General features: G+C 68.2%; 20 protein-coding genes. 12 read left to right on the top strand and 8 right to left on the bottom strand.

Going from position 1 to position 24907, the window contains the following annotated elements:
* Window positions 1-10: 10 nt before the first annotated feature.
* Window positions 11-652 (bottom strand): N-acetylmuramoyl-L-alanine amidase, encoded by a 642-nt coding sequence (locus M6D93_RS18165; protein WP_249771456.1) that lies wholly within the window; start codon window positions 650-652, stop codon window positions 11-13.
* Between M6D93_RS18165 and M6D93_RS18160 the strand changes: the two genes are divergently transcribed.
* The 5 genes from M6D93_RS18160 to M6D93_RS18140 all read left to right on the top strand — a co-directional run bounded on the left by M6D93_RS18160 (window position 645) and on the right by M6D93_RS18140 (window position 4641).
* Window positions 645-1160, top strand: a complete 516-nt coding sequence (locus M6D93_RS18160) for a hypothetical protein (protein ID WP_249771454.1) — start codon at window positions 645-647, stop codon at window positions 1158-1160. The two genes, M6D93_RS18165 and M6D93_RS18160, sit on opposite strands and share 8 nt — an antisense overlap.
* Entirely contained in the window at window positions 1100-1456 is a 357-nt protein-coding gene (locus M6D93_RS18155) for a YbaB/EbfC family nucleoid-associated protein (protein ID WP_347343700.1), read from the top strand. The genes M6D93_RS18160 and M6D93_RS18155 overlap by 61 nt, the downstream gene beginning before the upstream one ends.
* Window positions 1456-2052, top strand: coding sequence for a recombination mediator RecR (gene recR / locus M6D93_RS18150; RefSeq protein ID WP_249774234.1), 597 nt, complete (start codon window positions 1456-1458; stop codon window positions 2050-2052). Before M6D93_RS18155 ends, recR begins: the two co-directional genes overlap by 1 nt.
* A gap of 350 nt (window positions 2053-2402) precedes the next feature.
* The gene (locus M6D93_RS18145) at window positions 2403-3338 is read left to right on the top strand and encodes a hypothetical protein (RefSeq protein WP_249771450.1); all 936 of its coding nucleotides are present in this window, start codon (window positions 2403-2405) and stop codon (window positions 3336-3338) included.
* Window positions 3331-4641, top strand: coding sequence for a S8 family peptidase (locus M6D93_RS18140; RefSeq protein WP_249771448.1), 1311 nt, complete (start codon window positions 3331-3333; stop codon window positions 4639-4641). Before M6D93_RS18145 ends, M6D93_RS18140 begins: the two co-directional genes overlap by 8 nt.
* On the opposite strand, the gene leuA is transcribed toward M6D93_RS18140, so the two are convergent.
* Window positions 4597-6405, bottom strand: a complete 1809-nt coding sequence (leuA, locus tag M6D93_RS18135; protein WP_249771446.1) for a 2-isopropylmalate synthase — start codon at window positions 6403-6405, stop codon at window positions 4597-4599. The two genes, M6D93_RS18140 and leuA, sit on opposite strands and share 45 nt — an antisense overlap.
* A 418-nt stretch (window positions 6406-6823) precedes the next feature.
* Here leuA and M6D93_RS18130 point away from each other — a divergent pair, with 418 nt between their 5' ends.
* The gene (locus M6D93_RS18130) at window positions 6824-9073 is read left to right on the top strand and encodes a glycosyltransferase family 39 protein (protein ID WP_249771444.1); all 2250 of its coding nucleotides are present in this window, start codon (window positions 6824-6826) and stop codon (window positions 9071-9073) included.
* A gap of 47 nt (window positions 9074-9120) precedes the next feature.
* Here the strand turns inward: M6D93_RS18130 and M6D93_RS18125 are convergent, their stop codons facing one another.
* Genes M6D93_RS18125 through M6D93_RS18110 form a run of 4 tightly spaced genes read right to left on the bottom strand, consistent with a single transcriptional unit; the run spans window position 9121 to window position 14272 of the window.
* Window positions 9121-10368: an acyltransferase family protein gene (locus tag M6D93_RS18125; RefSeq protein WP_249771442.1), complete on the bottom strand. Its 1248-nt coding sequence runs from the start codon at window positions 10366-10368 to the stop codon at window positions 9121-9123.
* Window positions 10369-10414: 46 nt separating this feature from the next.
* Window positions 10415-12250, bottom strand: coding sequence for a methyltransferase domain-containing protein (locus tag M6D93_RS18120; RefSeq protein ID WP_249771440.1), 1836 nt, complete (start codon window positions 12248-12250; stop codon window positions 10415-10417).
* 25 nt (window positions 12251-12275) lie between these two features.
* Entirely contained in the window at window positions 12276-13193 is a 918-nt protein-coding gene (locus M6D93_RS18115) for a glycosyltransferase (protein ID WP_249771438.1), read from the bottom strand.
* Complete coding sequence (locus tag M6D93_RS18110) at window positions 13190-14272, bottom strand: NAD-dependent epimerase/dehydratase family protein (protein WP_283818608.1); 1083 nt, start codon at window positions 14270-14272, stop codon at window positions 13190-13192. Before M6D93_RS18110 ends, M6D93_RS18115 begins: the two co-directional genes overlap by 4 nt.
* A 312-nt stretch (window positions 14273-14584) precedes the next feature.
* Here M6D93_RS18110 and M6D93_RS18105 point away from each other — a divergent pair, with 312 nt between their 5' ends.
* Window positions 14585-16015, top strand: coding sequence for a gamma-aminobutyraldehyde dehydrogenase (locus M6D93_RS18105; protein ID WP_347343698.1), 1431 nt, complete (start codon window positions 14585-14587; stop codon window positions 16013-16015).
* Window positions 16016-16089: 74 nt separating this feature from the next.
* The gene (locus M6D93_RS18100; protein WP_249771434.1) at window positions 16090-17004 is read left to right on the top strand and encodes a lysylphosphatidylglycerol synthase domain-containing protein; all 915 of its coding nucleotides are present in this window, start codon (window positions 16090-16092) and stop codon (window positions 17002-17004) included.
* Here the strand turns inward: M6D93_RS18100 and M6D93_RS18095 are convergent.
* Together M6D93_RS18095 and M6D93_RS18090 are read right to left on the bottom strand one after the other, a co-directional pair.
* Window positions 16968-17705 (bottom strand): O-methyltransferase, encoded by a 738-nt coding sequence (locus tag M6D93_RS18095; protein WP_249771432.1) that lies wholly within the window; start codon window positions 17703-17705, stop codon window positions 16968-16970. The genes M6D93_RS18100 and M6D93_RS18095 overlap by 37 nt on opposite strands.
* 109 nt (window positions 17706-17814) lie before the next feature.
* Window positions 17815-18708 carry a LysR family transcriptional regulator gene (locus M6D93_RS18090; RefSeq protein WP_249771430.1) on the bottom strand — a complete coding sequence of 298 codons (894 nt, stop codon included), beginning with the start codon at window positions 18706-18708 and terminating at the stop codon, window positions 17815-17817.
* Window positions 18709-18829: 121 nt separating this feature from the next.
* On the opposite strand from M6D93_RS18090, the gene gabT reads away from it, so the two are divergent.
* From gabT to M6D93_RS18070, 4 genes are all read left to right on the top strand, one after another.
* Window positions 18830-20230 (top strand): 4-aminobutyrate--2-oxoglutarate transaminase, encoded by a 1401-nt coding sequence (gene gabT, locus M6D93_RS18085; RefSeq protein WP_249771428.1) that lies wholly within the window; start codon window positions 18830-18832, stop codon window positions 20228-20230.
* 17 nt (window positions 20231-20247) lie between these two features.
* Window positions 20248-21681, top strand: coding sequence for an aldehyde dehydrogenase family protein (locus M6D93_RS18080; RefSeq protein WP_249771426.1), 1434 nt, complete (start codon window positions 20248-20250; stop codon window positions 21679-21681).
* Window positions 21682-22484: 803 nt separating this feature from the next.
* Window positions 22485-23753, top strand: coding sequence for an aspartate kinase (locus M6D93_RS18075; RefSeq protein WP_249771424.1), 1269 nt, complete (start codon window positions 22485-22487; stop codon window positions 23751-23753).
* A gap of 47 nt (window positions 23754-23800) precedes the next feature.
* Window positions 23801-24889: an aspartate-semialdehyde dehydrogenase gene (locus M6D93_RS18070; RefSeq protein WP_249771422.1), complete on the top strand. Its 1089-nt coding sequence runs from the start codon at window positions 23801-23803 to the stop codon at window positions 24887-24889.
* Window positions 24890-24907: the final 18 nt, after the last annotated feature.

Below are 24907 nucleotides of genomic sequence, written 5' to 3'. Positions count from 1 at the left end.
GCCAGGACTCTCAGCGGGCGGCGAGCCAGGCCAGGATGGCTCGGGCCACGGCCTCGGCGATCCGCTGTCGGCCGGCCGCCGAGGACTGGATGCCGGCGTCGCCGGAGTTGCGCATGTTCCCGATCTCCAAGAACGTGGCCGGCACCGTGGCGAGGTTGAGCCCGGCGAGGTCGTCACGCGGGTAGTAGCCGTTGCTGCCCAGATAGCTGGACACGCTCATTCCGGAACCGCCCAGCAACGCGTCGTGCATGGCCACGGTCAATCGGTGCGACTGCGCGGCGACCGCGGCACCTCCGGGCTGCCGGGAGTCTTCGCATACGTGAAACCCGTGCCCGCTCGCGGGTGCGCCGTCGGCGTGGATCGAGACCACCGCCGCGACCCCGGCCCGGTTGCCGATGGCCGCGCGTTGATCGACGCACGGGCCGACTCCCGTGTCGGACGGACGGGTGAGGATGACCTGGACGTCGTGGGCCTGCAGCGCGGAGCGAACCCGAAGGGCCACATCCCAGTTGAAAGCATGCTCCGGATACCCGGCATTGGTCTGCGTCCCTGTCGTGTCGCACGCCTTGTACTGACCGAAACCGGCTGGCACCTGGCGCCCGATCGCGCCGGGGTTGGCCGCGTTGCCACCGTTGTGGCCGGGGTTGAGCACGATCGTTCGGCCGCTGACCGAACCCCCCGCCGGTGGGCGGGGCGTGGTCGCCGAAACCGCCGGCGCCGGCTTGGCGCGTGAGCTGGACGAGGGCTTCGCCACCGCGGGGGAGCCCGCGACCGGGGAGGACGACGCGGACGACGCGGTCGACGGGCGCGGCTTCGAAGTGCTTGCGGTTCTCGACGCGGGCGTGCCGGCCGGCGCCGCGGCGGACGTCGACGCGCCGGTCGCGGACGTGGAAGTCGCGGGTGTGGCCGCACTGGTCCGGTGTGGGTCCGGAGCCGCCGTACAGGCACCGAGGACCAGCACGGCGGCGCTGAGCACGGCGGCGGTCAGCAGCGCGGCCAAGCTCGGTCGCCGGGACGTCGACGGTCCTCGCCGCGCTCGCCCTGGTGTCACCGCCATGACCAACAGACTGCCAGTAGTGCGGGTTAGGCTGGCGCAGGCATCGAGAACAAGGAGTGTCCTTCCGTGCGACCTGGCGGCCAGCCCAACCTGCAGCAGTTGATGAAGCGTGCGCAGAAGATGCAGCAGGAGCTGGCGGTGGCGCAGGCCGAGCTGGCCGAGACCGAGGTGAGCGGCTCCGCGGGCGGTGATCTGGTCGTGGCCGTGGTCACCGGCTCGGGTGAGCTGCTGCGGGTCACGATCGATCCCACCGTTGTCGATGCCGATGATGTGGAAACCCTGCAGGACCTCGTTGTGGCCGCCGTCCGTGACGCGGGCACCAAGGCCCAGAACCTGCAGAGCGAACGGCTTGGGCCCCTGAGCGGGGGGATGAGCGGAATGGGTGTCCCCGGCCTGTGATGTACGAAGGAGCGGTCCAGGATCTGATCGACGAGCTGGGCCGGTTACCCGGCGTCGGTCCCAAGAGTGCCCAGCGGATCGCCTTTCATCTGCTCGCGCAGGATTCGGCCGACGTCGAACGCCTCGCCAGCGTGTTGCGCCGGGTCAAGGACGAGATCAAGTTCTGCCGGATCTGCGGCAACGTCTCCGAGGCTGACGAGTGCCGGATCTGCCGCGACTCCCGGCGCGACCTCACCGTCATCTGCGTCGTCGAGGAACCCAAGGACGTCGTCGCGATCGAGCGCACGAGAGAGTTCCGCGGCCGCTATCACGTCCTCGGCGGAGCGATCAGCCCTATAGACGGGGTCGGACCGGACGATCTGAGGGTGAGGGAACTGCTACAGCGCCTCTCCGACGGGACCGTGACCGAACTGATCCTGGCCACCGACCCGAATCTGGAGGGCGAAGCCACCGCGACCTACCTGGCGCGGTTGATCAAGCCGATGGGAGTCACCGTGAGTCGTCTGGCCAGCGGTCTGCCCGTGGGTGGTGACCTCGAGTACGCCGATGAGGTCACCTTGGGTCGGGCGTTCTCCGGGCGTCGGACGGTCGAGTAGCGGTGGGGCCAGATCAGGGCGGTCGCGGTTGGGGTTCGGACAACGAGCCGTGGATCCCGCCCCAACCTCCTGCGTATCCGCAACCGGACTATCAACCACCGGACTATCAACCACCGGGGTACCAGCAACCGGGATACCCGCCACCGGGGTATCAACCACCGGGGTATCAACAGCCGGGGTATCAACAACCGGGGTACCAGCCACCGGGCTATCAACAGCCGGGGTACCCGGTCCAGCCGACTACGCGGTACCCGCCACCACCGGGTACCTATCCACCGGTCCAGCCCTACCAGGCCGGTTTCTACCAGCAGCTTCCCCCGCCCCGCCGGCCGCGGCGCCGCCGGACCCCGTTGCTGATCGCCGGCCTGCTGAGCCTGCTGCTCGCCGTCGGCCTCGGGGGCGCTGCCGCTGCTCAGTTCGCCTCCAGCCACAGTCCTACCTCGGTCACCAAGGCCTACTTCCGGGCGCTGGCCAAGGGCGACGCACAGGCCGCGCTGGCGCTGGCCCTGGTACCGCCGAGCGCAAGCACATCGCCGTATCTCACCGACGCGGTGCTGGCTGAGCAGTTGCGGATCGCTCCGATCACCGACGTGCGCATCGGCAGCGTCGAGGGCAGTGGGTCAGCGCGATCGGTGAGCGTCACCTATCAATTGCGCTTCGCCGATCAGGCTCGCAGCGTTTCCGATACGGTCCGGCTGGTCCAGCACGGCAGCACCTGGCGGTTGTCCTCGGTGGCCAGCTTGGTCGAGCTCGACGCGAGCGCTGACGGCAGCGACCGGATCATGTTCGCCGGCCGCCCCCTGGACGCCGCTCCGACGCCGGTGTTTCCCGGCGCGCTACCGGTGACCACCGACAGCCGCGCGGTGGTCGTCAGCGGCGATCCGGTGGTGTCACTGTCCGCGTCCCAGGACGTGATCGAGGTGCGCGCCGAGCTGACCGCGGCGGCCAAGCGCCAGGTGTCCTCAGCGCTGGAGACGGCCCTGACGACGTGCCTGGCCGCATCGTCGACCGACCCGTCCTGCCCGAACGTGACGGGAGGCCGTCCGGTTCCGGGCAGTTTGCACGGCACTCTCACCGCGAAGGTCGCCGACTCCAGCCCGGTCATCACGCTGGGGTCCGGGGGAGTCGTGGCCATCAGCGTCCAGGCCAAGCTCAACGCGACCTGGAAGATCTGGGATTTCAACAACATCGAGCAGGCGCGTTCCGGTACCACGACGCTGGCCGTCCGGGCCCAGGCGGCGGTCGCCGACCTGAACACCGTCTATCTGCAGGCATCCGATGGCTGAGCCGGCCACGCCCGTCGGGCGTCGGCTGCGGCGTTGGCGCTCGGTCGTCAGCGCAGCCCTGGCGGTTCTCGCCGCGGTCGCACTCGCCTTGGGCGGGGCAGCACCGGCGCAGGCGGCGCCAGGCCCGGCCGACGCCCCCGAGTGGTGGTTCGACACCTGGAACGTGCCGAGCCTGTGGAGTGCCGGCGCCGACGGCAGGGGAATCACCGTGGCGATCATCGACACCGGGGTCCAGGCGAGCGTCCCCGAACTGTCGGGGCGGGTGCTGCCCGGGGTGGATTACATCGGCAACGGAACGGACGGGCGAACCGACTTCGACAGCGACGCTTTCTCCCACGGCACCGCGATGGCCTCGCTCATCGTGGCGCGTTCGGGCTACGGAAACATCGAGGGCCTCGCACCCGGTTCGAAGATCCTGCCGATCGCCGTACCGCTGCGCGGAGTGATCCGCAACGGGACCTCGACACCGAACGCGACGGCGCAGGCCGTCCGCTATGCCGCCGACCACGGCGCCAAGGTCATCAGCATGAGTCTGGGCGGACTGGTCTTTCAGGGCCAGGACGACGTCCCCTGCCCGACCGCGCTGCAGGACGCGGTCGTCTACGCGGTCAAGAAGGGCGCGCTGGTGATCGCCGCCTCCGGGAACTCCGGGCAGGACGGCAGTCCCGTCGAGGAGCCCGGCGTCTGCCTGGGAGTGATCTCCGTCGGCGCGGTCAACCGCCAGGCCGGGGTGACCGCGTTTTCCTCGCGGCATCCCTATCTGACCCTGGCCGCACCCGGTGAGGAGATACCGACACTGTCGAAGGTTCCGGCGCAGGCCTTCATCGGTGGTGGCACCTCGCAGGCGACCGCCATCGCCTCGGCCGCCACCGCGATGGTCTGGTCGAAGTATCCGTCCGAGACCAACAAGCAGATCGCCTCCCGGCTCATCGCCGCCGCCACCGACGAGGGCCCGGCCGGACGTGATCCGTCCTACGGATACGGCCTGATCAATCCCGCGGCGGCGATCAGCAGCGCCGCGGCGGACAGCCCGAACTCGGTCTTCACCGGGGTCGCTCCGCTGCTGGCCGCGAGTGGGGTGAAGGGCGCCAAGGCGCCGACGGTGAAGGCCGCTGGTGTCGGCACCGCCTCGATCGGCACCTTCGCCCTCGGCACGGCGCCGTCGCTGTTCACGCCGGCCTTCTACGCCACCGTCGCGGGGGCGGGCCTGCTGCTGATCCTGGCGATCGTCCTGCTCGTGCTCGGCGCGCGCCGCCGGTCAGCGGCGGGCGTACCGGTTCAGGCCGGAGATTACCGCCCGTAGCGAGGCTCCCACGATCGACTCCGAGACGCCCACGCCCCAGAGCACGGTGTCGCCGACCTCGAGCTCGAGATAGGCCGCGGCTTCTGCGTCCCGTCCCGAGGTGAGTGCGTGCTCGGCGTAGTCCAGCACCCGGACGTTGACGCCCCCCAGACCCATGTCCACCTCGGACAGGCCGGAACAGAAGGCGGCGATCGGACCGTTGCCGACGCCGCTGATGTCCCAGTCGCGGCCGAAGGCGCTGACCCGGGCGTTGACCCGCTCGACGCCCTCCTCCGAGGACGAGGAGAACGAACGCAGCGCGAACGCGGGCCAGGCCTCGTCGGAGCGCGGATCACCGGTGGTCGTGTCGCCACCGGCGGGGAAGAGGTACTCCGCGGCGAAGATGTCCCACATGGCCGAGGCCGACACCTCGCCGCCCTCGCCGTCGGTGTGCCGCTGAATCACCTGGCTGAACTCGATCTGCAGGCGCCGCGGGAGATCGAAGGAGTGCTCGGTCTTCATGATGTAGGCGACGCCGCCCTTGCCGGACTGCGAGTTCACCCGGATGACCGCCTCGTAGGAACGGCCCACGTCCTTGGGGTCGATCGGCAGGTAGGGAATCTGCCACGGCATGTCGGCGACCGGCTTGCCGGCGGCGCGGGCCGCTTCGGCCAGCGCCTCGAAGCCCTTCTTGATGGCGTCCTGGTGGGAGCCGGAGAAGGAGGTGTAGACGAGATCGCCGGCGTACGGGTGGCGCTCGTGAACCCCGATGCGGTTGCAGTACTCGACGGTGCGGCGGATCTCGTCGATGTCGGAGAAGTCGATCTCGGGATTCACGCCCTGGCTGTACAGGTTCAGGCCCAGCGTCACCAGGTCGACATTGCCCGAGCGTTCCCCGTTGCCGAACAGGCAGCCCTCGACGCGGTCGGCACCGGCCAGGACGGCCAGCTCGGCGTCGGCGACCGCGGTACCCCGGTCGTTGTGGGTGTGTACCGACAGCGCGACGTGCTCACGATGCGGCAGGTTGCGTGACATCCATTCGATCTGGTCGGCGTAGACGTTCGGGGTGGAGCGCTCGACGGTGCACGGCAGGTTCAGCACGATCTCGCGGCCGGCCGCGGGCTGCCAGACGTCCATGACGGCCGCGCAGATCTCCAGGCTGAACTCCAGCTCGGTGTCCATGAAGATCTCCGGCGAGTACTCGTAGCCGAAGTCGGTACCGGTCAGGTAGGACTCGGCGTACTTGACCACCGCCTGCGTGCCCTCGACCGCGACTGCGCGGCACTGTTCGCGACCGTCGCCGTCGAAGCCGAAGACGACCTTGCGGAAGACCGGTGCGGCCGCGTTGTACATGTGGACCGTCGACTTCTTCGAGCCGACCAGCGACTGGATCGTGCGTTCGATCAGTTCCTCGCGTGCCTGGGTCAGGACCGAGATCGTCACGTCGTCGGGAATGCGTGCGGACTCGACCAGTTCCCGGACGAAGTCGAAGTCGGTCTTGCTGGCGGCGGGGAAACCGACCTCGATCTCCTTGTAGCCCATCTTGACGAGCAGGTCGAACATGGCCAGCTTGCGGGCGGTGTTCATGGGATCGATCAGGGACTGGTTGCCGTCACGCAGGTCGGTGGCCAGCCATCGGGGGGCGGCGGTGATCGAGCGAGCCGGCCACTGCCGGTCGGGCAGGTCGACGGGCGGGAACGCGCGATAGCGGTGTACCGGCATGTTGCACGGACGTTGTGTGCTGCGTGCTCGCGCGGGGGCGGACGGTGTTGCGGGGGTGCTCATGACGAGTGCTCCAAGAGGGTTCGGGCCGATGCAGCCAGGGTATGGGGCTGGTCGGCGCAGCACATCGACCCGCGGCGAGGGGCCGACCGGACCTCAGCTGAAGCTGATGGATTCCTGTGCCTCGCCACGGCTGCGAAGCAGGAGCAGCGCGCGCATGGTGGAACAACCCTAACCCAGCCGTCGTGGGCCGCACAATCCCGCGGGCGGTCCTGGAAATGAGCCCCCTAGACTGACTGCAAATGATGCCGGGCGGCGTGTGCATGGTTGCGCCGAATGGTGAATTCAGGTGCCTGCGGAAGATCCGCGGCAGGCGCCCATGGCTTGAGGGCAAACGCCCTTCATGCGACGGCAACCGCCGTGGGCCGGTCCCGACCCCGGGCCGGTACGTCTCAGACAATCCCTCTCGACCGGAGTGCGCATGGGCCTGCTGACGACTGAACCGCGAGCCCGTCACCGACCCGTCCGGTCGGCGTCGGCCTCGCCGGTCGGCCGGGGGCTCGGCAGCCTCGTCGGAGCGGCGTTCGCGGTCTTCCTCGGTTGGGTCCTGTGGCGCACGGTGGAGAAGTCTCACGCCGACGGTGGCCCGCTGGCGGCGCGGCGGTTGGTGGCCACGTTCGCTCGTCACCTGTCCCACGGCCTGCCGCGCGGGCTGGGCACCGCGCTGCTGGTGGTGCTGTGCTGTGTCGGGTTGTGCCTGCCCGGCTGGGCCGTGGTGCGACGACTGCACGTCCCGCTGGACGGGTTGGTGGAAAGGGTGCTCGTCGCGCAACTTCTCGGCCTGCTCTGCTACCTGCCGATGGTGCTGCTCGGCGGGACGTATCTGGGTCTGGGCCCGAAGCGATGCGCATTGGCGTACCTGATCACCATCGGCGCGGGCCTTGTCGGTCTCGCGCCGGAGGTCAGGCGGAGGCTGAGCCACCGGGGGGTGCAGAGCGCTCCAGTTCGGCCGCGCACGTCCACCGGCGGAAGGCTTCCCCGCCTGCTCGACAAGCCATCACCTCACACCATGCTGGTCGGTCTTCTGGCGGCCGTGCTGGCCGCGGAGCTGTACCTGGTCCTGACGGCGGCTCTGGTCTACGAAGCCGGATTCGACGCCCGGTGGTATCACCTCGGCGTTCCGCAGCACTACGTCGCGCACGGTTCGTTCTACAACAGCGTTCGGGTCGACTCGATCGCCATCACGGGCAGCACCTTCTATCAGGAAATCCTCTACACCCCCGCGCTGTCGGTCTTCGGCATCACGGGTGCGAAGGCGGTCTCCTTCCTGATGCTGCCGTTGTTGCTCGGGGTCGGCTACGTCATCACCCGTCGGCTCACCGCCTCGCGCATCGCGGGTCTCGTCGCGGCAATCCTGCTGGCCGGGGTTCCCGTCGTCACCTGGGAAGCGACCACGACCGGCAATGACCTGCTGTGCGCCGTAGCAGCGTCGTTGTCGATCTATCTGATGCAACGCTGGTACGGCCGTCCGAGCCTGGGGTTGCTGGCCGCTGCGATGCTCCTTGCCGGCCTGGCCACGGGCACCAAGGTCTTCGGCTTCGTCTCGGTCCTGGCCGCGGCCCTCCTGATCGGCGCTGCCCTGGTGCGAGACCGGCGGTCGGGACGCGGACCGGGCTGGCGCCCGGTTCGCAGCTGCACCGTAGGCCTGATCGCGCTAGCGGTGGCCTGCCTGCCGTGGTGGATCCGATCGGCCGCGATGACCGGTAATCCGGTTTTCCCCGCCCTCAACGGGATTTTCCACAGCGGGTACTGGTCGCCGACGAGCAATGAGACTCTGGGAATCGCACCGACGCCGACCGTTTCGCAGACGCTGGCCGACCTGTTCCGCGTGCCGTGGGACGACCTCATGTCCAATCCCCGGGCCGCAACCGTCCCGCACACCGTGCAGTGGGGTTTCGTCGTGGTCCTCGGCCTTCCCCTGCTGTTGCTCACGCTTGCCGTGCGGTCCCGGGCGGCCGGCAGCGACCTCGGCAGCGCTCGGGGCGTGCTCGTGCTCTCGGTGGCGTTCTGCTACGGGATCTACGGTGGCCTGACCCGCTACATGCTGGTGGCGATCGTGTGGCTGATCGCCCTGGTGGTGCTGGCCGTTCAGGATCTGTGGCGGCATCGCCGCGCCCTGACCTGGGTGCCCGCGACGGCGGCCGCCCTTGTCGTGGTCACGATCGCGGGCGGTGGCGCGCCGGTCGTGAACACCGCGCTACCCGGCATGACCGATTCTGATCACACCTTCGGTGTCGTCTACTACGACTGGAACTACCTGTACAGCCATCGCACGATCACCGAGCTGTACCTGGCCCAATTGCCGGTCGTCAGATTCATCAACGCGCACTTGACCGCCAGCGACAAGATCCTCGCGGATTCCATCCTGTTGTCGACCTACCTCTACCTGCGTCCCCATCTGTTCAGTGGCTGGGCCTACGACAGCCCGCGGGCTCGCGGGGAATGGGACCTATGCAGTCACGACGCGCTCAGCCAGTTGCATCAGGCCGGCGTGACGTACGTTTCCCTGACGCCGGGTGAGCTGACCGCCGTTCAGACCTCGCCGCTGTACGCACATCTGAGCCGCGTGTACGTCGGCCCCGAGGCCGATCTCTACAAGGTCGATCCAACGGTGCCAAGCGCCGATGGGCGGCCGGCGCGAGACATCCCGCGCTGCGTTGTGACCCGCTGACCCGCTGACCCGCTGACCGGCTCGGGCCGGCTCGGGTCGGGATCGAGTCAGACGCCCAGCTTGTGGGGCACCGGGTCCGGTGTCTGGCGGGTGTCCTGCCCAGGATCGTCCAACTCGCCGAGGAGATGCTCGACCGGTTCGGGACGTCGGCGCCGGGGCAGTGACAGCCGCGCGTTCTTCAGGCGCAGCGCGTGCTTCTCCACCAGGTGCCAACTCAGCAGAGCGGCTACGCCGGCCAGAGCGATGCTGGCCAGCACGAAGATCGCCGGTCCGTGCCGCTGCAGCCCGTATTCGGCCAGCAGCATCTGTAACGGAAACGCGTAGATGTACGTGCCGTAGGACAGATCTCCGATGCGCTCGAATCCCTGCAGCGGAAGGCGGATCGCCAACCACACGATGGCGTAGGCCAGGCACGGGTAACCGATCAGCAGCCAGCCGCCGTGGTGCAGGCTGTAGAGCCCCAGCAGCACGGCCAGGATGCCGATCCGGTCGTCGATGAGCAACGAGTCGGCGTAGAAGGCGATGGTCGAACCGAGCAGGAACAGGAACAGGAACCGGGCGACGTAGACATCCGACAGCATCGGCAGCAGCTTGGACGCCCACGCCGGGTCGATCAGCCAGGACAGCATGAGCGCGTAGCTCGCTGCAGTCAGTCCGAGCACCACCCGCCGGTAGCGCAGCAGCCCGACGAGCCCGAGCACAGCCAGAAACAGGTAACACTTGAACTCGTAGATCAGAGTCCACAGCGAGCCGTCCCAGGCGGCGGGGTAACCGGTTCTGCCGTACGGCGTATGGGTGAACAGCCCCGCGATGTTGTACTGGTGCATCGTCAGCCAGAAGTTGGCGCTGATGTAGTGCCACACCGAGTCCTGACCGACCGAATACACCCCGGTCAGGCCGCCGCGTTCGTGGCGCCAGGCAATCGGTGCCAGCAGGAACGCGGTGACGATCAGGCAGACCCAGAATCCTGGGAAGATCCGCAGGAACCGGCGCCACAGAAAGCGCAGGGTGCCGCGCGAGGTGAACCAGCTGCGAGTGACCAGAAACCCCGACACGACGAAGAATCCGCCGACGGCGATACCGCCGAGCGAGTCCTGGGAACGGCTCCACTTCCAGGTCGGATCCACCCCGCCGTTGAAGCCACCGATCGGAAAGCTGTGGTCGACCACCACGAGCGTCGCGAAGACCCACCGCAGAAAACCGAGGCTGTTCGATCGTCCTGAGAACACGTCGGACAGAACGCGGGAGGTCACCCAACGCTGGTCGGCGACGGTCAGTCGCGGTGCGCTCTGCATCGTCGGCTCTTCCTGTTCTGGCTGGTCAGCTGCGTGGTGACGCCGCTCAGTTGCGCGGTGCCGCATCCTCTGCCCGAGGACGTCCCCGCTCGGGCTGGCGCTCGTGCGGACGGGCCGCGACCTTGCCCGCGACCCCCCGGCCCAACGCCGAGATCCGGCGCAGTGGGGTCGTCACCCGCCAGCTCGTCGAACCCTCCAAGGCGCGGACGCGACGATCGTAGTTGTGGATGATGCGGCGGAAGTCGGCGTTCTCCTCGCGCAAGCGAGCGAGGTCCGCTTCGAGTTCGGGTTCCCGGTTGCTGGGCGGGGTGGCCGAGCGTGCGGCCAGCTCCCGGATCCGCTGGATCTGGCCGGGAGGCATCAGGTTCGGGTGGTCGTCGATCGCGGCGATGATGGCCGCGGCCGCCCGCTCCCATTCGGCCTGGGTATGGACGATGTGGGAGGCGTCCGCCCCATCGCGCCACCGTCGGTAGATCGCCGTGAAGCTCGGCCGGTCGGCTACCCCGCACAGCAGGGCACCGCGCACGATCAGGTCCCAGTCCTCGCAGACCGGCAATTCCTCGTTGAAGTGCTGGCCGAGTTCATCGAACAGTTCACGGGGGAAAGCCCACGTCATCAGGGGCGAGTGGTTCTGGATCAGGTGCTGAGTCAGGTCGAAGCGGGTGGGATAGACCGCGCGGGTGCCGCTGAGCGTCCGGAATCCCTTGGTGTCGTGGCTCCAGGTTGCGGTGGCGATGTCCTGCTCGACCGCGACCGAGCGCAGCAGCCGACCGGAGAAGACGTGGGCCAGCGACCGGAACGTCTCGACCCAGTGGGCGAAAACCAGATCGTCGTCGTCGAGAATCGTGACGTACCGGCCGCGGCTGGCGGCGACGCCGCGGTTGAGCGGCCGGGCGCGCCGACCCTCGTTGACCACGATCAGCCGGGTGCGGGCTCTGAGCGAGGGAGGCAGCTCGTCGATGGCCTCCTCGATCACGATCTGCTCGTCGGCGCTGGTCTTGTGGGCCAGCACGATCAGGTCGAAGTCCTGGTCGGTCTGTCCCGACAGACACAGCAACGAATCGCGCAGTGTTTGCGGCCGGCGCCCCTGGGTCCGCATGAGCACGGTGAGCGGGTAGTCGTACTCCTTGGATCGGTTGTGCAGGTTCGGCAGGTGAGAGTGTTTCGCGGGCAGATAGGAACGCACGAACTGATTGACCGTCGCCGAGGGCGAGGCGTGCTCGCGAATGCGCTGCAGGAACGAACCGATCACGGTCGCGGTGGACAACGCCACGCTGTCCACCGGGAAATGCTGGTCGCTTCGCTCCATCGTGAAGTCGCGCTCGGCGACCATCGCCCACCCGGCGTTGGACATCATCGTCGTGAGCGTCTCGACGTTGTAGAAGCGCACGTGGGTGTGGTCGAGCAGACCCGTTTCGGTGTAGTCCCACCGGCCGGTCAGCAGTTTGATACCGACGTCGCGGTGCGTCACGTTGGGCACGCTGATGGTCAGCGGTACCGGTCCGTGCGCGGCGCACAGCTGTTGAATCCGGCTGAGCAGGTCCGGACCGGTGACGATGTGCTCGAGTAGATCGATCATGGTGACAGCGCCGAGGGCGCGCCCGTCCAGGTGCTTCTCGACCTCCTCCAGTACCGTCTGGGGCGAGCTGAAATCGGCGACGTGCGCCTCGAACCCACGAGCGTTCAGATGGGCTACGGCCTCGGCGTCCAGGTCCAGACCGATGTAGGTGTACCCGGCATCGCGAATGACCTCAGCGATCGCACCGTGACCGCAGCCGAGGTCCAGGTGGACCGATCCGGGCTCCGCGTAGCGAAGGCTGAGGTCGACGACATGGCCGTAGACGTTGTCCGGCGAGTAGCTGAAGTTGTACGTCTGGCTCATCTGTCAATCCCTCTGACTCGTCCGTTCAGAAACGGTGGATCGCGTAGGCCCCGCCCACGAACTGTGCGACCCGGCCCTCCGGGTCGATAGGTGCGGGAAGCAGGTCTTCCTCCTGGCGACGCCGGTACTCCGCAACGGCTTTGTTGTGCGCCTCGTGCGGGCTGGCCGCGAGGTCCGCGCTGATCGAGGCCACGAGATCGGGCCGCGAGTACTTGTGGGTGAGCATGAGTGCTGCCTCGGCCGAGTAGTAGATCTCGGCCGGGGTCACTCCGATGAGGCCGTCATCGCCGAGTCGCTTGTCGTGGAACACCGACGCCGCGGGGTCGAAGACGACTCGCCAGCCCGCCAGCCTCGCCCGCCACGACAGGTCCACGTCATCGCAGTAGAGGAAGAATGTGGTCGCGTCGAAACCGTCGAGTTCAGCCAGCATCTCGGTTCGCATCAGCGCGCAGGCGGTCGAGGCCCAGCTTGTGTCACCGGTACGGGAGTCGTAATCCTTCGGGTGCTCCAACGGCAACTGGCGGGCTTCGACGATGCCGACGCCGGGTGCCAGCGAGCGCATCAGTGAGCTGATGGTCAACGGCGCGACCAGTGCATCCGGGTTCAGGATGAGCGTCCGGAGGCATTCGTTGCTGGTCAACAGCCGATTGTGTCCGGCGGCCGAGCCGAGGTTGGCACCGAAGACGGTGACGTCCACCTTCGCCCACAGCGGTTCGAACATCGCTCGTACCCGGTCGATGTCCGGCTCGGCCAGCACGGGCGAGGGCGAGCAGTCACCGAGGGAGAGCTGGACCTGCCCGACCAACGCGCGGCGCTGGGCCAGGGCGACCGAGTGGGCCAGGTTCTCCAGCGCATGCAGAACGTCGGCGGGGTCATTGCTGTAAAGCACCTGCTGAATCGCCAGTGACGGCGGTTCGGCGGCCGCGCGGGTCGGATCGCTCATCGCGAATCACCTCCTGGTGCGGCCTCGATCCAGTGCTGCAGAGCGGCCAGGCCTTCGGCCAAGCCGATCGTCGGTTTCCAGTCGAGTTCGGTGAGAGTGGTGGTGAGCTCCGTCGCCGCGTGCCGAACGTCGCCATCGCGGAACTTGCCGGTCACGGTCGGCGCGGGCGCGGCGTGGAACTGGGCGAGTTCCGTCGCCATCTCCTCGATCGTCGTCGACAGGCCGCTTCCGATGTCGTAGACACCACCGCGCGCCGAGGTCGATGTCCACGCGCGTGCGAAGGCATCGGCAACGTCGTCGATGAAGACGAAATCTCGTGTTACCTGACCATCTTCGTATAGAGGGATAGATTTCCCTTCCCGGGCTAACTGGGAGAAAAGGGTCACGATACCCGTATAGGAATTCGTCAGCGACTGGCCGGGCCCGTAGACGTTCTGCATGCGCAGCACGGTCAGGTCCACCGACCGTGACCGACACCACGCCGAGAGGATGTGTTCCTGGGCGAGCTTCGTCGCGCCGTACACGCTCGTCGGCCGTGGTTCGGTGGTCGGCGCCGACGACGGCAGGCTCCGAGTGCCGGCGAAGTCCCACTCACCCGCGGCGAGCTGGCTGTGCGACCGTTGGCCCGGGTAAAGCACGGCGCCCGTGGTCTCGTCCTGCCAACGGCCTTCGCCGTAGACCGCGCGGCTCGAACTCAGGATGACGTGTTCGGGCAGCCGGCCGAGCTGGCTCATCGCATCGAGCATTCGAGTCGTACCGACCACATTGACCAGCGCATGACGACTCGACTCGTCCAACGATTGCCCGGTCCCGGTCTCAGCCGCGAGGTGGATGACCAAGTCGAAGCTGCGCTCGGCGAAGAGCGACGCCCAGGTCCCGGGTTCGGTCACGTCGGCCACGACGAGTTCGGCCGCGGCGTGCAGGGCGGTGGGACGCGTCCGAGTGGGGTGGACCTGGGGATGCAGCGAGTCGAGGACCGTGACCTGCCAGCCGTCGTCGACGAGCAGCTGCGACAGCGCACACCCGATGAAGCCGGCTCCGCCGGTGACCAGGACGCGCGATGGTCTAGACGAATCCATCACGAGCGCGGAGCGCCGAAGTAGTCGTTCCAGTGTTTGTTCCAGGTCACGTTTTGCTTCTTTTCTTAGCGAACTGTGGCGAGCGCGGGGGGAGCGCCAGGGGCAGTTTAGCCAGGGAGGGGGGATTGTTTGCGGATATCGCCCGGCGTCGACAGATAAAATCCATGTTGTCGTGATGTGGCTGTGGAGCCGGAGAAAACGGTCGTACGAGCCGAGCTGCCAGTCGTCCAGGCGTCTGCAGCTTCCGTTTTCGTAGGCTGGACGGTAGAACTGGTACTGAAATCGTTGCTCAGACTGCAGATGAGGTATGTAATGGCGCGCTCGGTGTCCAATTTCATCAACGGCGAATCGGTTCCGGCCGCAGACGGGCGCACGCTGGACGTGATCAATCCGTCCACCGGCGAGGTGTACCTCAACTCACCCCTGTCCTCGGAGGTCGACGTCGACCGCGCCTATCAGGCCGCCGCCACCGCGTTCGAGACCTGGCGTGACAGCACCCCCAGTGAGCGCCAGGTCGCGCTGCTCAAGTTCGCCGACGCCCTGGAGTCCCGGGCCGAGGAGATCATCGCCGCCGAGAGCGAGAACACCGGCAAGCCCCTCGGCCTCACCCGCACTGAGGAGCTCCCGCCGGCCATCGACCAGATCCGGTTCTTCGCCGGCGCCGCCCGCGTTCTGGAGGGCAAGTCCGCTGGGGAGTACATGGCCGGCCACACCTCCTACGTCCGGCGGGAGCCGGTCGGGGTGTGCGGTCAGGTCGCGCCCTGGAACTACCCGATGATGATGGCCGTCTGGAAGTTCGCACCCGCCCTGGCCGCTGGTAACACCGTCGTCCTCAAGCCCTCGGACACCACGCCGGCCTCGTCGGTGCTGCTGGCCGAGATCGCGTCGGAGTTCTTCCCGCCGGGTGTCTTCAACGTCGTCTGCGGCGATCGTGACACCGGTCGAGCTCTCGTGTCGCACAAGATCCCCGCCCAGGTCTCGATCACCGGATCCACCCGGGCCGGCTCGCAGGTCGCCGAGGCCGCGGCCAAGGACCTCAAGCGCGTTCACCTCGAACTCGGCGGCAAGGCGCCGGTCATCGTGTTCGACGACGTCGATGTCGAGGCCGCCGCCGAGGCGATCGCGGTCGCCGGCTACTTCAACGCCGGCCAGGACTGCACCGCCGCCACCCGGGTGCTGGCTCGGGCCGGATTCGCCGAGGAGTTCGCGGCCGCGTTGGCCGAGCAGGCAAAGAAGACCCGGACCGGGCTGCCCGACGACGAGGACGTCCTGTTCGGCCCGCTCAACAACGCCAACCAGCTCGCCCACGTCTCCGGTCTGGTCGACCGACTGCCCGACCACGCCTCGCTGCTGGCCGGTGGACACCGTCAGGGCGAGCGCGGCTACTTCTTCGAGCCGACGGTGCTCTCGGGCATCCAGCAGGAGGACGAGCAGATCCGGACCGAGATCTTCGGTCCGGTGATCACCGTGCAGTCCTTCAGCGACGAGGACGAGGCGCTGCGCTGGGCCAACGACGTGGAGTACGGCCTGGCCTCCTCGGTGTGGACCAGGGACCACGGACGCGCAATGCGGGTCTCGCGGCGGCTCGACTTCGGGTGTGTGTGGGTCAACACCCACATCCCGATCGTGGCTGAGATGCCGCACGGCGGATTCAAGCACTCCGGATACGGCAAGGACCTGTCCATGTACGGTCTGGAGGACTACACCCGCATCAAGCACGTGATGCACAACATCGACTTCTGAGCTGAGCCCTGACCGAGACCTCGAACGCGACGCAACCGTCACCAGGCCTCGCCCGCCGTTGGGCGCCGCGGCTGGTGGCGGTTCTCGTCGTCGCGGCGGGAATCTGGCTGGTCGCCCGTGACCGTGCGGCGCTGAGCAGCTCCTACCGCCAGATCGGCGCCCTGGGTCTGCTCGGCTCGACGGTGTTCGCGGTGCTCGGCACCGCGTGCATCGGGGCCTGCTGGTTGAGCATCGTGCGCGGCCTGGGCGGTCAGACGCGGCTCGGCCCGGCCGCTCGCCTCTTCTTCGGTACGCAGCTGGGCAAGTACCTGCCGGGATCGGTCTGGCCGATCGCCGCGCAGATGGAATTCGGCCGTCGCACCGGTCTCGGCCGGAGCCGGATGCTGCTGGCCAACCTGTTCATGATCGCGGTGATCACGTTGACGGGACTGCTCGCCGGCGCGCTTGCCCTGCCCTGGGCAAGTCCGGACGGCCTGGCCGGGCGCTGGTGGCTGTTCGTCTTCGTGCTTCCGCTGCTGGCCTGCCTGCACCCGCGGGCCGTTCCCGCGCTGTTGGACCGGCTGCTCGTGCTGCTGCGCCGCCAACCGCTGGGGCTACGGGTTCAACCCCGTGCGCTGCTGGCCGCGGTGGGTTGGGGCTGCGCGACCTGGATCCTGCTCGGCGCACATCTGTGGATCATGGTGCGCGCCCTGGGCGGGCATGGTGGCGCGGCGCTGGCCGCGTCGATCGGCGGTATGGGCCTGGCCTTCGCAGCCGGCCTGATCTTCATCCCGGCCCCTGCCGGGGCCGGGATCCGGGAGGCGATTCTGGTCGCCAGCCTGTCCTCGGCGGCCGGTCACACCCAGGCCCTGGCCGTCGCGCTGGCCTCGCGGGTCGAACTCGTGCTCGCCGATGTCGCGCTGGCCGTGCTCGGTGCTGTGCTGGCGCGGCTGCCGCACCAGGACGAGCGGGATCAGCCGACCGACAGCAGCGAGGTCTCGTCCGGATAGGGCAGGCTCGGCGCGATCCCGCGGAACCGGCGCGCCTTGAGCGGACTCGCCGCGATCGCGCGGCGGTAGCGCCGGCGCCAGCTGTTGTCGTAGACCACCAGGCCGTCCGGTTGCAGGTAGTCGACCGCCGCGGCCAGGCAGGCTTCGCGCGCGCGGCCGTCGATCACGATCAGGTCGAAGCGGCCACCGGGCCGTTCGATGGCGTTGACGTAGTCGGTGAAGTCGAGCCCGTGCGCGCCCTCTTTGTGCGACGGCGTCTTGGGGTTGGCCGAGGGCACCCCGGGGACCACGGCCAGGTCGACGTTGTCGAGGGTGCGCAGCCGGTCGGCCATGATCGAGGCGAAGCCTTCGTGGTGCTCGACGCTGTGGACCTCCGCGGCCCGCTTGGACAGCCAGACGGTGCTGGCGCCGGAACCGTACTCGAAGACCCGCACGGGACCTTCGTGCTGGGCGATCCAGTCCTCGACGGTGCCGATCGCCGGGTAGGTCCACCAGGGCACGTCGAGGGAGATCAACCCGTCGGAGTCATGGATGTAGAGCAGGCTGTAGAGCCAGTGACGCACTCGCCGCTCCGGCGACGGCGGTTGCGGGCTGAGCAGGTGCAGCGAGGTCAACCCTGTCCGCAGAGCCCGGGTCGCCCGCACGTACTCACGTTTGGTCACAGCCAGAATCCCGGCGTTGCCCACGTTGTCTCCTGCCATTCGATTATTGCTCAGCTGTCCGAAACGCGTTGAGCGTCGGAGAAGAATGTCCGGCGGAAATGCGCACCGCTCAGCAGAGCTTAGATTGTCGCGATGCTGCTGGACGGATTCACCCGCCCGGCGCCACCGTCAGTCCGTAGCGGTGGAGGCAGAACGCACCGACCCGCCCGGCGAGCGCGCGAAGCGAGTCCGCGGCGTGGTGCTCGGCGTCCCAGCCGGCGTGCAGCTGGACCCGTAGCGGCCCCTCGGCCCCCCGGATCTGCAGGCCGACGAGGTCGAACCGGCTGTCGTCGGTGACCACCGCGAGGCCTCGACCGGCGGCCGTGAGCGCTTGGGCGACTTCTGCGGAGGAGTTCTCCACGGTGCGCGACAGGCGGATCCCGCTGCGCTCGGCAGCCTGGTCCAGCAGCTGGCGGGGTTTGAAACCGGGTGGCAGGACGAGCAGGGTCGTCTCGATCAGCTCATCGAGCTCGACGCTGTCACGCCCGGCCCACGGATGGGCCGCCGGCACGTAGAGCCAGACCGGGAGGACGGCCAGGACGAGGCTGGCGTAGCGGCGCGGAGGCGGTTCGGTGGAGATGGCCAGGTCTGCGCCTCGGCGCAGGGCTTCGTAGACGGTCTGGGGCTCCTGCTCCAGCACTGACGGGAACGGGTCGTCCGCGTTCAGGGTGGCCAGGAACGGCGCGATCACATCGGTCATCGTCGTGGGCGGTGCGGCGATCGTGACCCGGTCCAGCCGGCCCGCGGCCAGGGCGGCCGCCGCGGCGTTGGCGGCTTCGGCCCGGGCGAGCAGGTCCCGGGCGATGGGAACGAACTGCTCGCCGGCGGGCGTGAGCACGAGCCGTCCACCCGCGCGGTCGAACAGTTCCAAGCCGAGCTCGGCCTCCAATTGGCGCAGCTGTCTGGACAGCGACGGTTGCGCGATGTGGACCGCGCGGCTGGCGGCGGTGACCGATCCGCTGTCCACGACCGCGATCAGGTAACGCAGCGGCCGGAGCTCCATGGCCACCCTCATCCTCTGCATGCCTCATAGGCATCGATTTGATCCAGTTCCAGTATTGGACAGCATAGGACCGGGGCGAGCAGGATGAAGGCGATTCTGTCCGCGCCGCGAGGAGCCCGTCATGACGCACACCGTCGAGCACGCCGTCGAAAACACCGTCGAGCAGCGGCGGATCCTCAACACCGCGATTCCCGGCCCGAAATCCGCCGAACTACATGCTCGCAAGAACGCCGCGGTCTCGGTGGGGGTCTCCACCGGGTTACCGATCTACGTCGAGCGTGCGGCCGGGGGAATCCTGGTCGACATCGACGGCAATCAACTCATCGATTTCGGCTCCGGCATCGCGGTCACGACGGTCGGCAACGCCGCGCCGCGGGTCGTCGAGCGGGTCCAGCAGCAGGTCGCCGACTTCACCCACACCTGTTTCATGGTCACGCCGTACGCCGAGTACGTCGAGGTCTGCGAAGCGCTCAACGAGCTGACTCCCGGTGACCACGACAAGCGCAGCGCCTTGTTCAACTCCGGCGCCGAAGCCGTCGAGAACGCCGTCAAGATCGCCCGGCACGCGACCGGTCGCCAGGCCATCGTCGCCTTCGACCACGCCTACCACGGCCGGACGAACCTGACGATGGCCCTCACCGCCAAGAGCATGCCGTACAAGCACGGCTTCGGGCCCTTCGCCAACGAGATCTACCGGGTTCCGATGGCCTATCCCTACCGCTGGCCGACCGGGCCGGAAAACTGCGCCGACGAGGCCTTCGACCAATTCGTCAGCGCGGTGCACGCCCAGATCGGGGAAGCCAACGTCGCCGCCGTGATCATCGAACCCATCCAGGGCGAGGGTGGTTTCATCGTCCCGCCCTCGGGCTGGCTGGCCCGAATCGCCGACTGGTGCGCGGCCAACGACATCCTGTTCATCGCCGATGAGATCCAGTCCGGCTTCTGCCGGACCGGCGACTGGTTCGCCTGCGACTACGAGGGCGTGGTCCCCGACCTGATCACCACGGCCAAGGGAATCGCCGGCGGTCTGCCGCTGGCGGCCGTGACCGGCCGGGCCGAACTCATGGACGCGGTCCACCCCGGCGGTCTGGGTGGGACGTACGGCGGCAACCCCGTCGCCTGTGCCGCCGCGCTCGGCGCCATCGAGACCATGAAGGCCGAGGACCTGCCGCGCCGGGCCCGCGAGATCGAGGCGATCATGATGCCGCGCCTGCAGGCGCTGGCCGAGAAGTACCCGGCCATCGGCGAAATCCGCGGCCGGGGCGCGATGCTCGCGGTCGAACTGGTCTCCGACCCCGTCGCCAAGACGCCGGATGCCGCCCTTGCGGCCGCGGTGAACAAGGCCTGTCATGCCGCTGGTCTGGTCACTTTGACGGCCGGCACCTTCGGCAACGTGTTCCGGTTCCTGCCACCGCTGGCAATCTCCGACGGCCTGCTCAACGAAGGCCTGGACATCCTGGAGCAGGCCTTCGCGGTCGCCCACACCCCGCCGGCTGCCGACAAGCAGCCCGACACCGACTGATCGAAGGAACCGGCCCCATGAGCGACGTCCGACCGTTCTACCTCTCCGGCGTACCCACCACCGGTACCGAGACCCTGGAAGTGACCTCCCCCTGGGACGGCTCGGTGGTCGGCGTGGTCTCCGTCCCTACCGACGAGCAGGTCGAGCAGGCCGTAGCCGACCTGGACTCCGTCCGCTTCGAGGCCCAGTCGCTGCCCGCCCATGCCCGGGCCGCGGCACTGGATCACATCTCGGCCCGGCTCAAGGAGCGTTCGGAGGAGATCGCGGCCCTCATCACGGCTGAGAACGGCAAGCCCCTGGTGTGGTCCCGGGGCGAGGTCACCCGCGCCGTGTCCACCTTCCGCTGGGCCGCGGAGGAAGCCCGCCGGTTCTCCGGGGACCTTCAACGGCTCGACACCGACGCAACGGCTACCGGCCGGCTCGGCATCGTGCGACGCTTCCCGCGGGGCCCGGTGCTGGGGATCGCGCCGTTCAACTTCCCGCTGAACCTGGTCGCGCACAAGGTCGCGCCCGCCATCGCCGTCGGGGCGCCGATCCTGGTGAAGCCGGCTCCGGCTACACCGCTGACCGCCCTCGTGCTGGGCGAGATCATCGCCGAGACCGACCTGCCCGCCAGGATGGTCAGCGTGCTGCCGGTCGCCAACGAGAAGATGGCGGCGCTGGTGGCCGATCCCCGGTTGCCGGTCATCTCCTTCACCGGCTCGGGCCCGGTCGGCTGGGCGATCCAGCAGCAGGCGCCGCGCAAGCACGTCACGCTGGAACTCGGTGGCAACGCGGCGGTCGTGGTGAACTCCGACTGGCCCGACCTGTCCGCCGCGGCCGCCCGGGTGGCGCTGTTCTCCAACTACCAGGCCGGTCAGTCCTGCATCTCGGTGCAGCGGGTGCTGGTCCACACCGACATCTACGACTCCTTCGTCGCCGAACTGGTCGCCGCCGTGGACAAGCTGCCCACCGGCGACCCGACCGCCGAGGGAGTCCAGGTGGGTCCGGTCATCAACGAGGGTGCCGCCGAGCGCATCGTCGGCTGGGTCGACCAGGCTCGGGCGGCCGGTGCGACCGTGCTCACCGGAGGCACCCGCGAGGGCCGGACGGTGGCTCCCACGGTGGTCGCCGACGTCCCGGCCGGCACGCAGCTCGCCCAGGAGGAGGTGTTCGGGCCGGTACTCTCGGTCGCCCGGTTCACCGACCTGGACGACGCGTTCGCTCAGGTCAACGCCTCCCGGTACGGGCTGCAGGCAGGCATCTTCACCACCGATGTACGGGTGGCCTTCAGGGCCCACCGGGACCTGGAGGTCGGCGGGGTCATCGTCGGCGATGTCCCGTCCTACCGGGCCGATCAGATGCCCTATGGCGGTTGGAAGGACTCCGGCGTGGGCCGCGAGGGCCTGCACTCGGCCATGAACGATCTGACCGAGGAGCGGGTCCTGGTCCTCACCGGCCTCGATCTCTGACCCCGCGTCGAGGTTGCCCTTGTTGCGAGCCGTCCCGCGTTGAGGTTGCCCTTGTTGCGAGCCGTCCCGCGTTGAGGTTGCCCTTGTTGCTGGCCGTCTCGCGTTGAGGTTGCCCTTGTTGCTGGCCGTCTCGCGTTGAGGTTGCCCTCGTTGCTGGCCGTCCCGCGTCGAGGTTGCCTTTGTTGCGAGCCGTCCTGCGTTGAGGTTGCCCTCGTTGCGACAACAAGGGCAACGTCAACGGCGTGTGGCCCGCAACAAGGGCAACGTCAACGGGACCGGGTTCGGGAATACGTTACGGGCCTGCTAAGGTTCTGTTAGCAGTCCATTTTGTGGCTGCCGGATCTCAAGCGCGACCAAGTCTTGACGATCTGTACCTCGACCGGCAATCGAACCGTCACCACGGTGAAACCCGGTTTGGATAGAAATTCCACTCATCGCCGCCCAACTATTGGGTGCTGCCGATGTGTGGCTCGGAAAGGAGAACCTCCATGGAGGACGACTACGGTCCCTGGGACGACTGAGTAAGGCACTGCGGCGCGAGCGCCGCGCGGCGGGCGGCTTGAGACATCCGAAAGCCCTAACGCCGGCCTTGACGGTCCGAACACTCAACTCTGGGAGCTGACCGGCCCCAGCACAACGTCACGGGTGGCGTGGCCCTCACCGCGAGGGCCACGCCACCCGGCTGCATACCCGGGCCTGTGCCCGGCTCACGGCACAGGCCATCGAGCGGTAATCGGCCTGGGTGCTCCCCGGTAGACTCCGAGCGGAAAACGTTCACGCTCGAAGATGTCACTGGAGAACCCGTGGGACTCGTCGTACAGAAATACGGCGGCTCATCGGTCGCCGACGCTGAGCGGATCAAGCGCGTAGCCGAGCGAATCGTCGCCACGCGCCGCGAAGGCCACAATGTGGTGGTCGTCGTCTCCGCGATGGGCGACACCACCGATGACCTGATCGACCTTGCCCTGCAGATCGTTCCCGTCCCCGCCGGACGTGAATACGACATGCTCCTCACCGCGGGCGAGCGGATCTCGATGGCCCTGCTCGCGATGGCGATCCAGTCCCTGGGGTATCCGGCCGAATCGTTCACCGGTTCCCAGGCCGGCGTGCTGACCACAGCGACCCACAACAAGGCCCGCATCGTCAACATCACTCCCGGCCGCGTCGAGAAGTCCCTCGAAGAGGGCAATATCGCCATCGTCGCCGGGTTCCAGGGGGTGTCTCCGGACACCAAGGACCTGACCACGCTCGGCCGCGGCGGTTCGGACACCACGGCTGTAGCGCTCGCGGCTGCCCTGCACGCCGACGTCTGCGAGATCTACACCGACGTCGACGGCGTCTACTCCGCCGACCCGCGCATCGTGAAGAACGCCAAGCGGCTCGACACGGTCACCTATGAGGAAATGCTCGAGCTGGCCGCCTGCGGGGCGAAGATCCTGCACCTGCGCTCGGTCGAGTACGGCCGCCGCTACGGCGTGCCCATTCACGTACGTTCGTCGTTCTCGAACAAGACCGGCACCACGGTGACCGGCTCGATGGAGGATCTCCCCGTGGAACAGGCCATCATCTCCGGCGTCGCCCATGATCGCAGCGAAGCCAAGGTCACCGTCGTCGGCGTGCCCGACAAGCCCGGCGAGGCCGCGGCCCTGTTCCGCGTACTCGCCGAGGCCGAGATCAACCTCGACATGATCGTGCAGAACATCTCGACCGGGGGCACCGGCAAGACCGACGTGTCCTTCACCCTGCCCAAGACGGACGGGCAGCTCGCGGTCCAGGCGCTGACGAAGGTCAAGGGCCAGGTCGGTTTCGAGAACGTGCTCTACGACGACCACATCGGCAAGCTGTCGCTCGTCGGTGCGGGAATGCGCTCACACCCCGGCGTCTCCGCGACCTTCTTCGCCTCGCTGGCCGAGGCCGGCATCAACGTCGAGATGATCTCCACGTCCGAGATCCGCATCTCGATCGTGTGCCGCGACACCGATCTCGATCAGGCCGTCCGCGCGGTGCACGACGCGTTCGAACTCGGCAGCACCGGTGCGGAAGCCGTCGTCTACGGAGGTACCGGACGCTGACTGCGTCCGGAGCCGGTACAGCCATCAGAGCGAGGAATCCACACACCATGAGCGTCTTCGAAGTCAGCGACCCCTACATGCAGGATCAACCCGAGCGCTCTCCCGGCCTGCGGGTCGGCATCGTCGGTGCGACCGGACAAGTCGGACGGGTGATGCGCGAGATCCTCGCCGAGCGCAAGTTCCCCGTCGCCCAGATGCGGTACTTCGCCTCGGCCCGTTCCGCCGGCGGGACGCTGCCGTGGGGCGACGGCGAGATCGTCATCGAGGACGCCGACCTCGCCGACCCTTCCGGACTCGACATCGCCCTGTTCTCCGCCGGTGCCTCCACCTCCAAGCGGTTGGCGCCGATCTTCGCGGCGGCCGGAGTGACGGTCATCGACAACTCCAGCGCGTTCCGGATGGATCCCGACGTTCCGTTGGTCGTGTCCGAGGTCAACCCCGAGGCCGTGCGGGACGCCCGCAAGGGAATCATCGCCAACCCCAACTGCACCACCATGGCCGCGATGCCGGTGCTCAAGCCGCTGCACGACGAGGCGGGCCTGGTTCGGCTCATCGCCTCGACCTACCAGGCCGTATCGGGCTCGGGTGTCGCCGGTGTGGAGGAGCTGGCCACGCAGGCTGCCGCCGCGGGTGACCGGGCCGCCGAACTCGCCCACGACGGCCACGCGATCGACTTTCCGGCGCCGGTGAAGTACGTGGCTCCGATCGCCTTCAACGTGCTGCCGCTGGCCGGCTCGGTCGTCGACGACGGCTCGAACGAGACGGACGAGGAAAAGAAGCTGCGCAACGAGTCGCGCAAGATCCTGTCGATTCCCGACCTGCGGGTGTCCGGGACGTGCGTGCGGGTGCCGGTGTTCTCGGGCCACTCGCTGTCGATCAACGCCGAGTTCGCCGCACCGATCACGCCGGAGCGGGCCCGTGAGCTGCTGGCGCGCGCCCCGGGCGTGGAGTTGTCGGAGGTCCCGACCCCGCTGCAGGCCGCCGGCCAGGACCCGTCCTACGTCGGCCGTATCCGCCAGGACGAGTCCGTGGACGGTAACCGGGGCCTCGTGCTGTTCATCAGCAACGACAACCTGCGCAAGGGCGCGGCACTGAACACCGTGCAGATCGCCGAGGTTGTCGCCAGCCTTGTCTGAGTCGGTCAGCGGCCGCCG

Source organism: Jatrophihabitans telluris (assembly GCF_023516435.1).
Classification (GTDB): domain Bacteria; phylum Actinomycetota; class Actinomycetes; order Mycobacteriales; family Jatrophihabitantaceae; genus Jatrophihabitans_A; species Jatrophihabitans_A telluris.
This window is presented reverse-complemented; position numbering and strand designations above follow the sequence as displayed.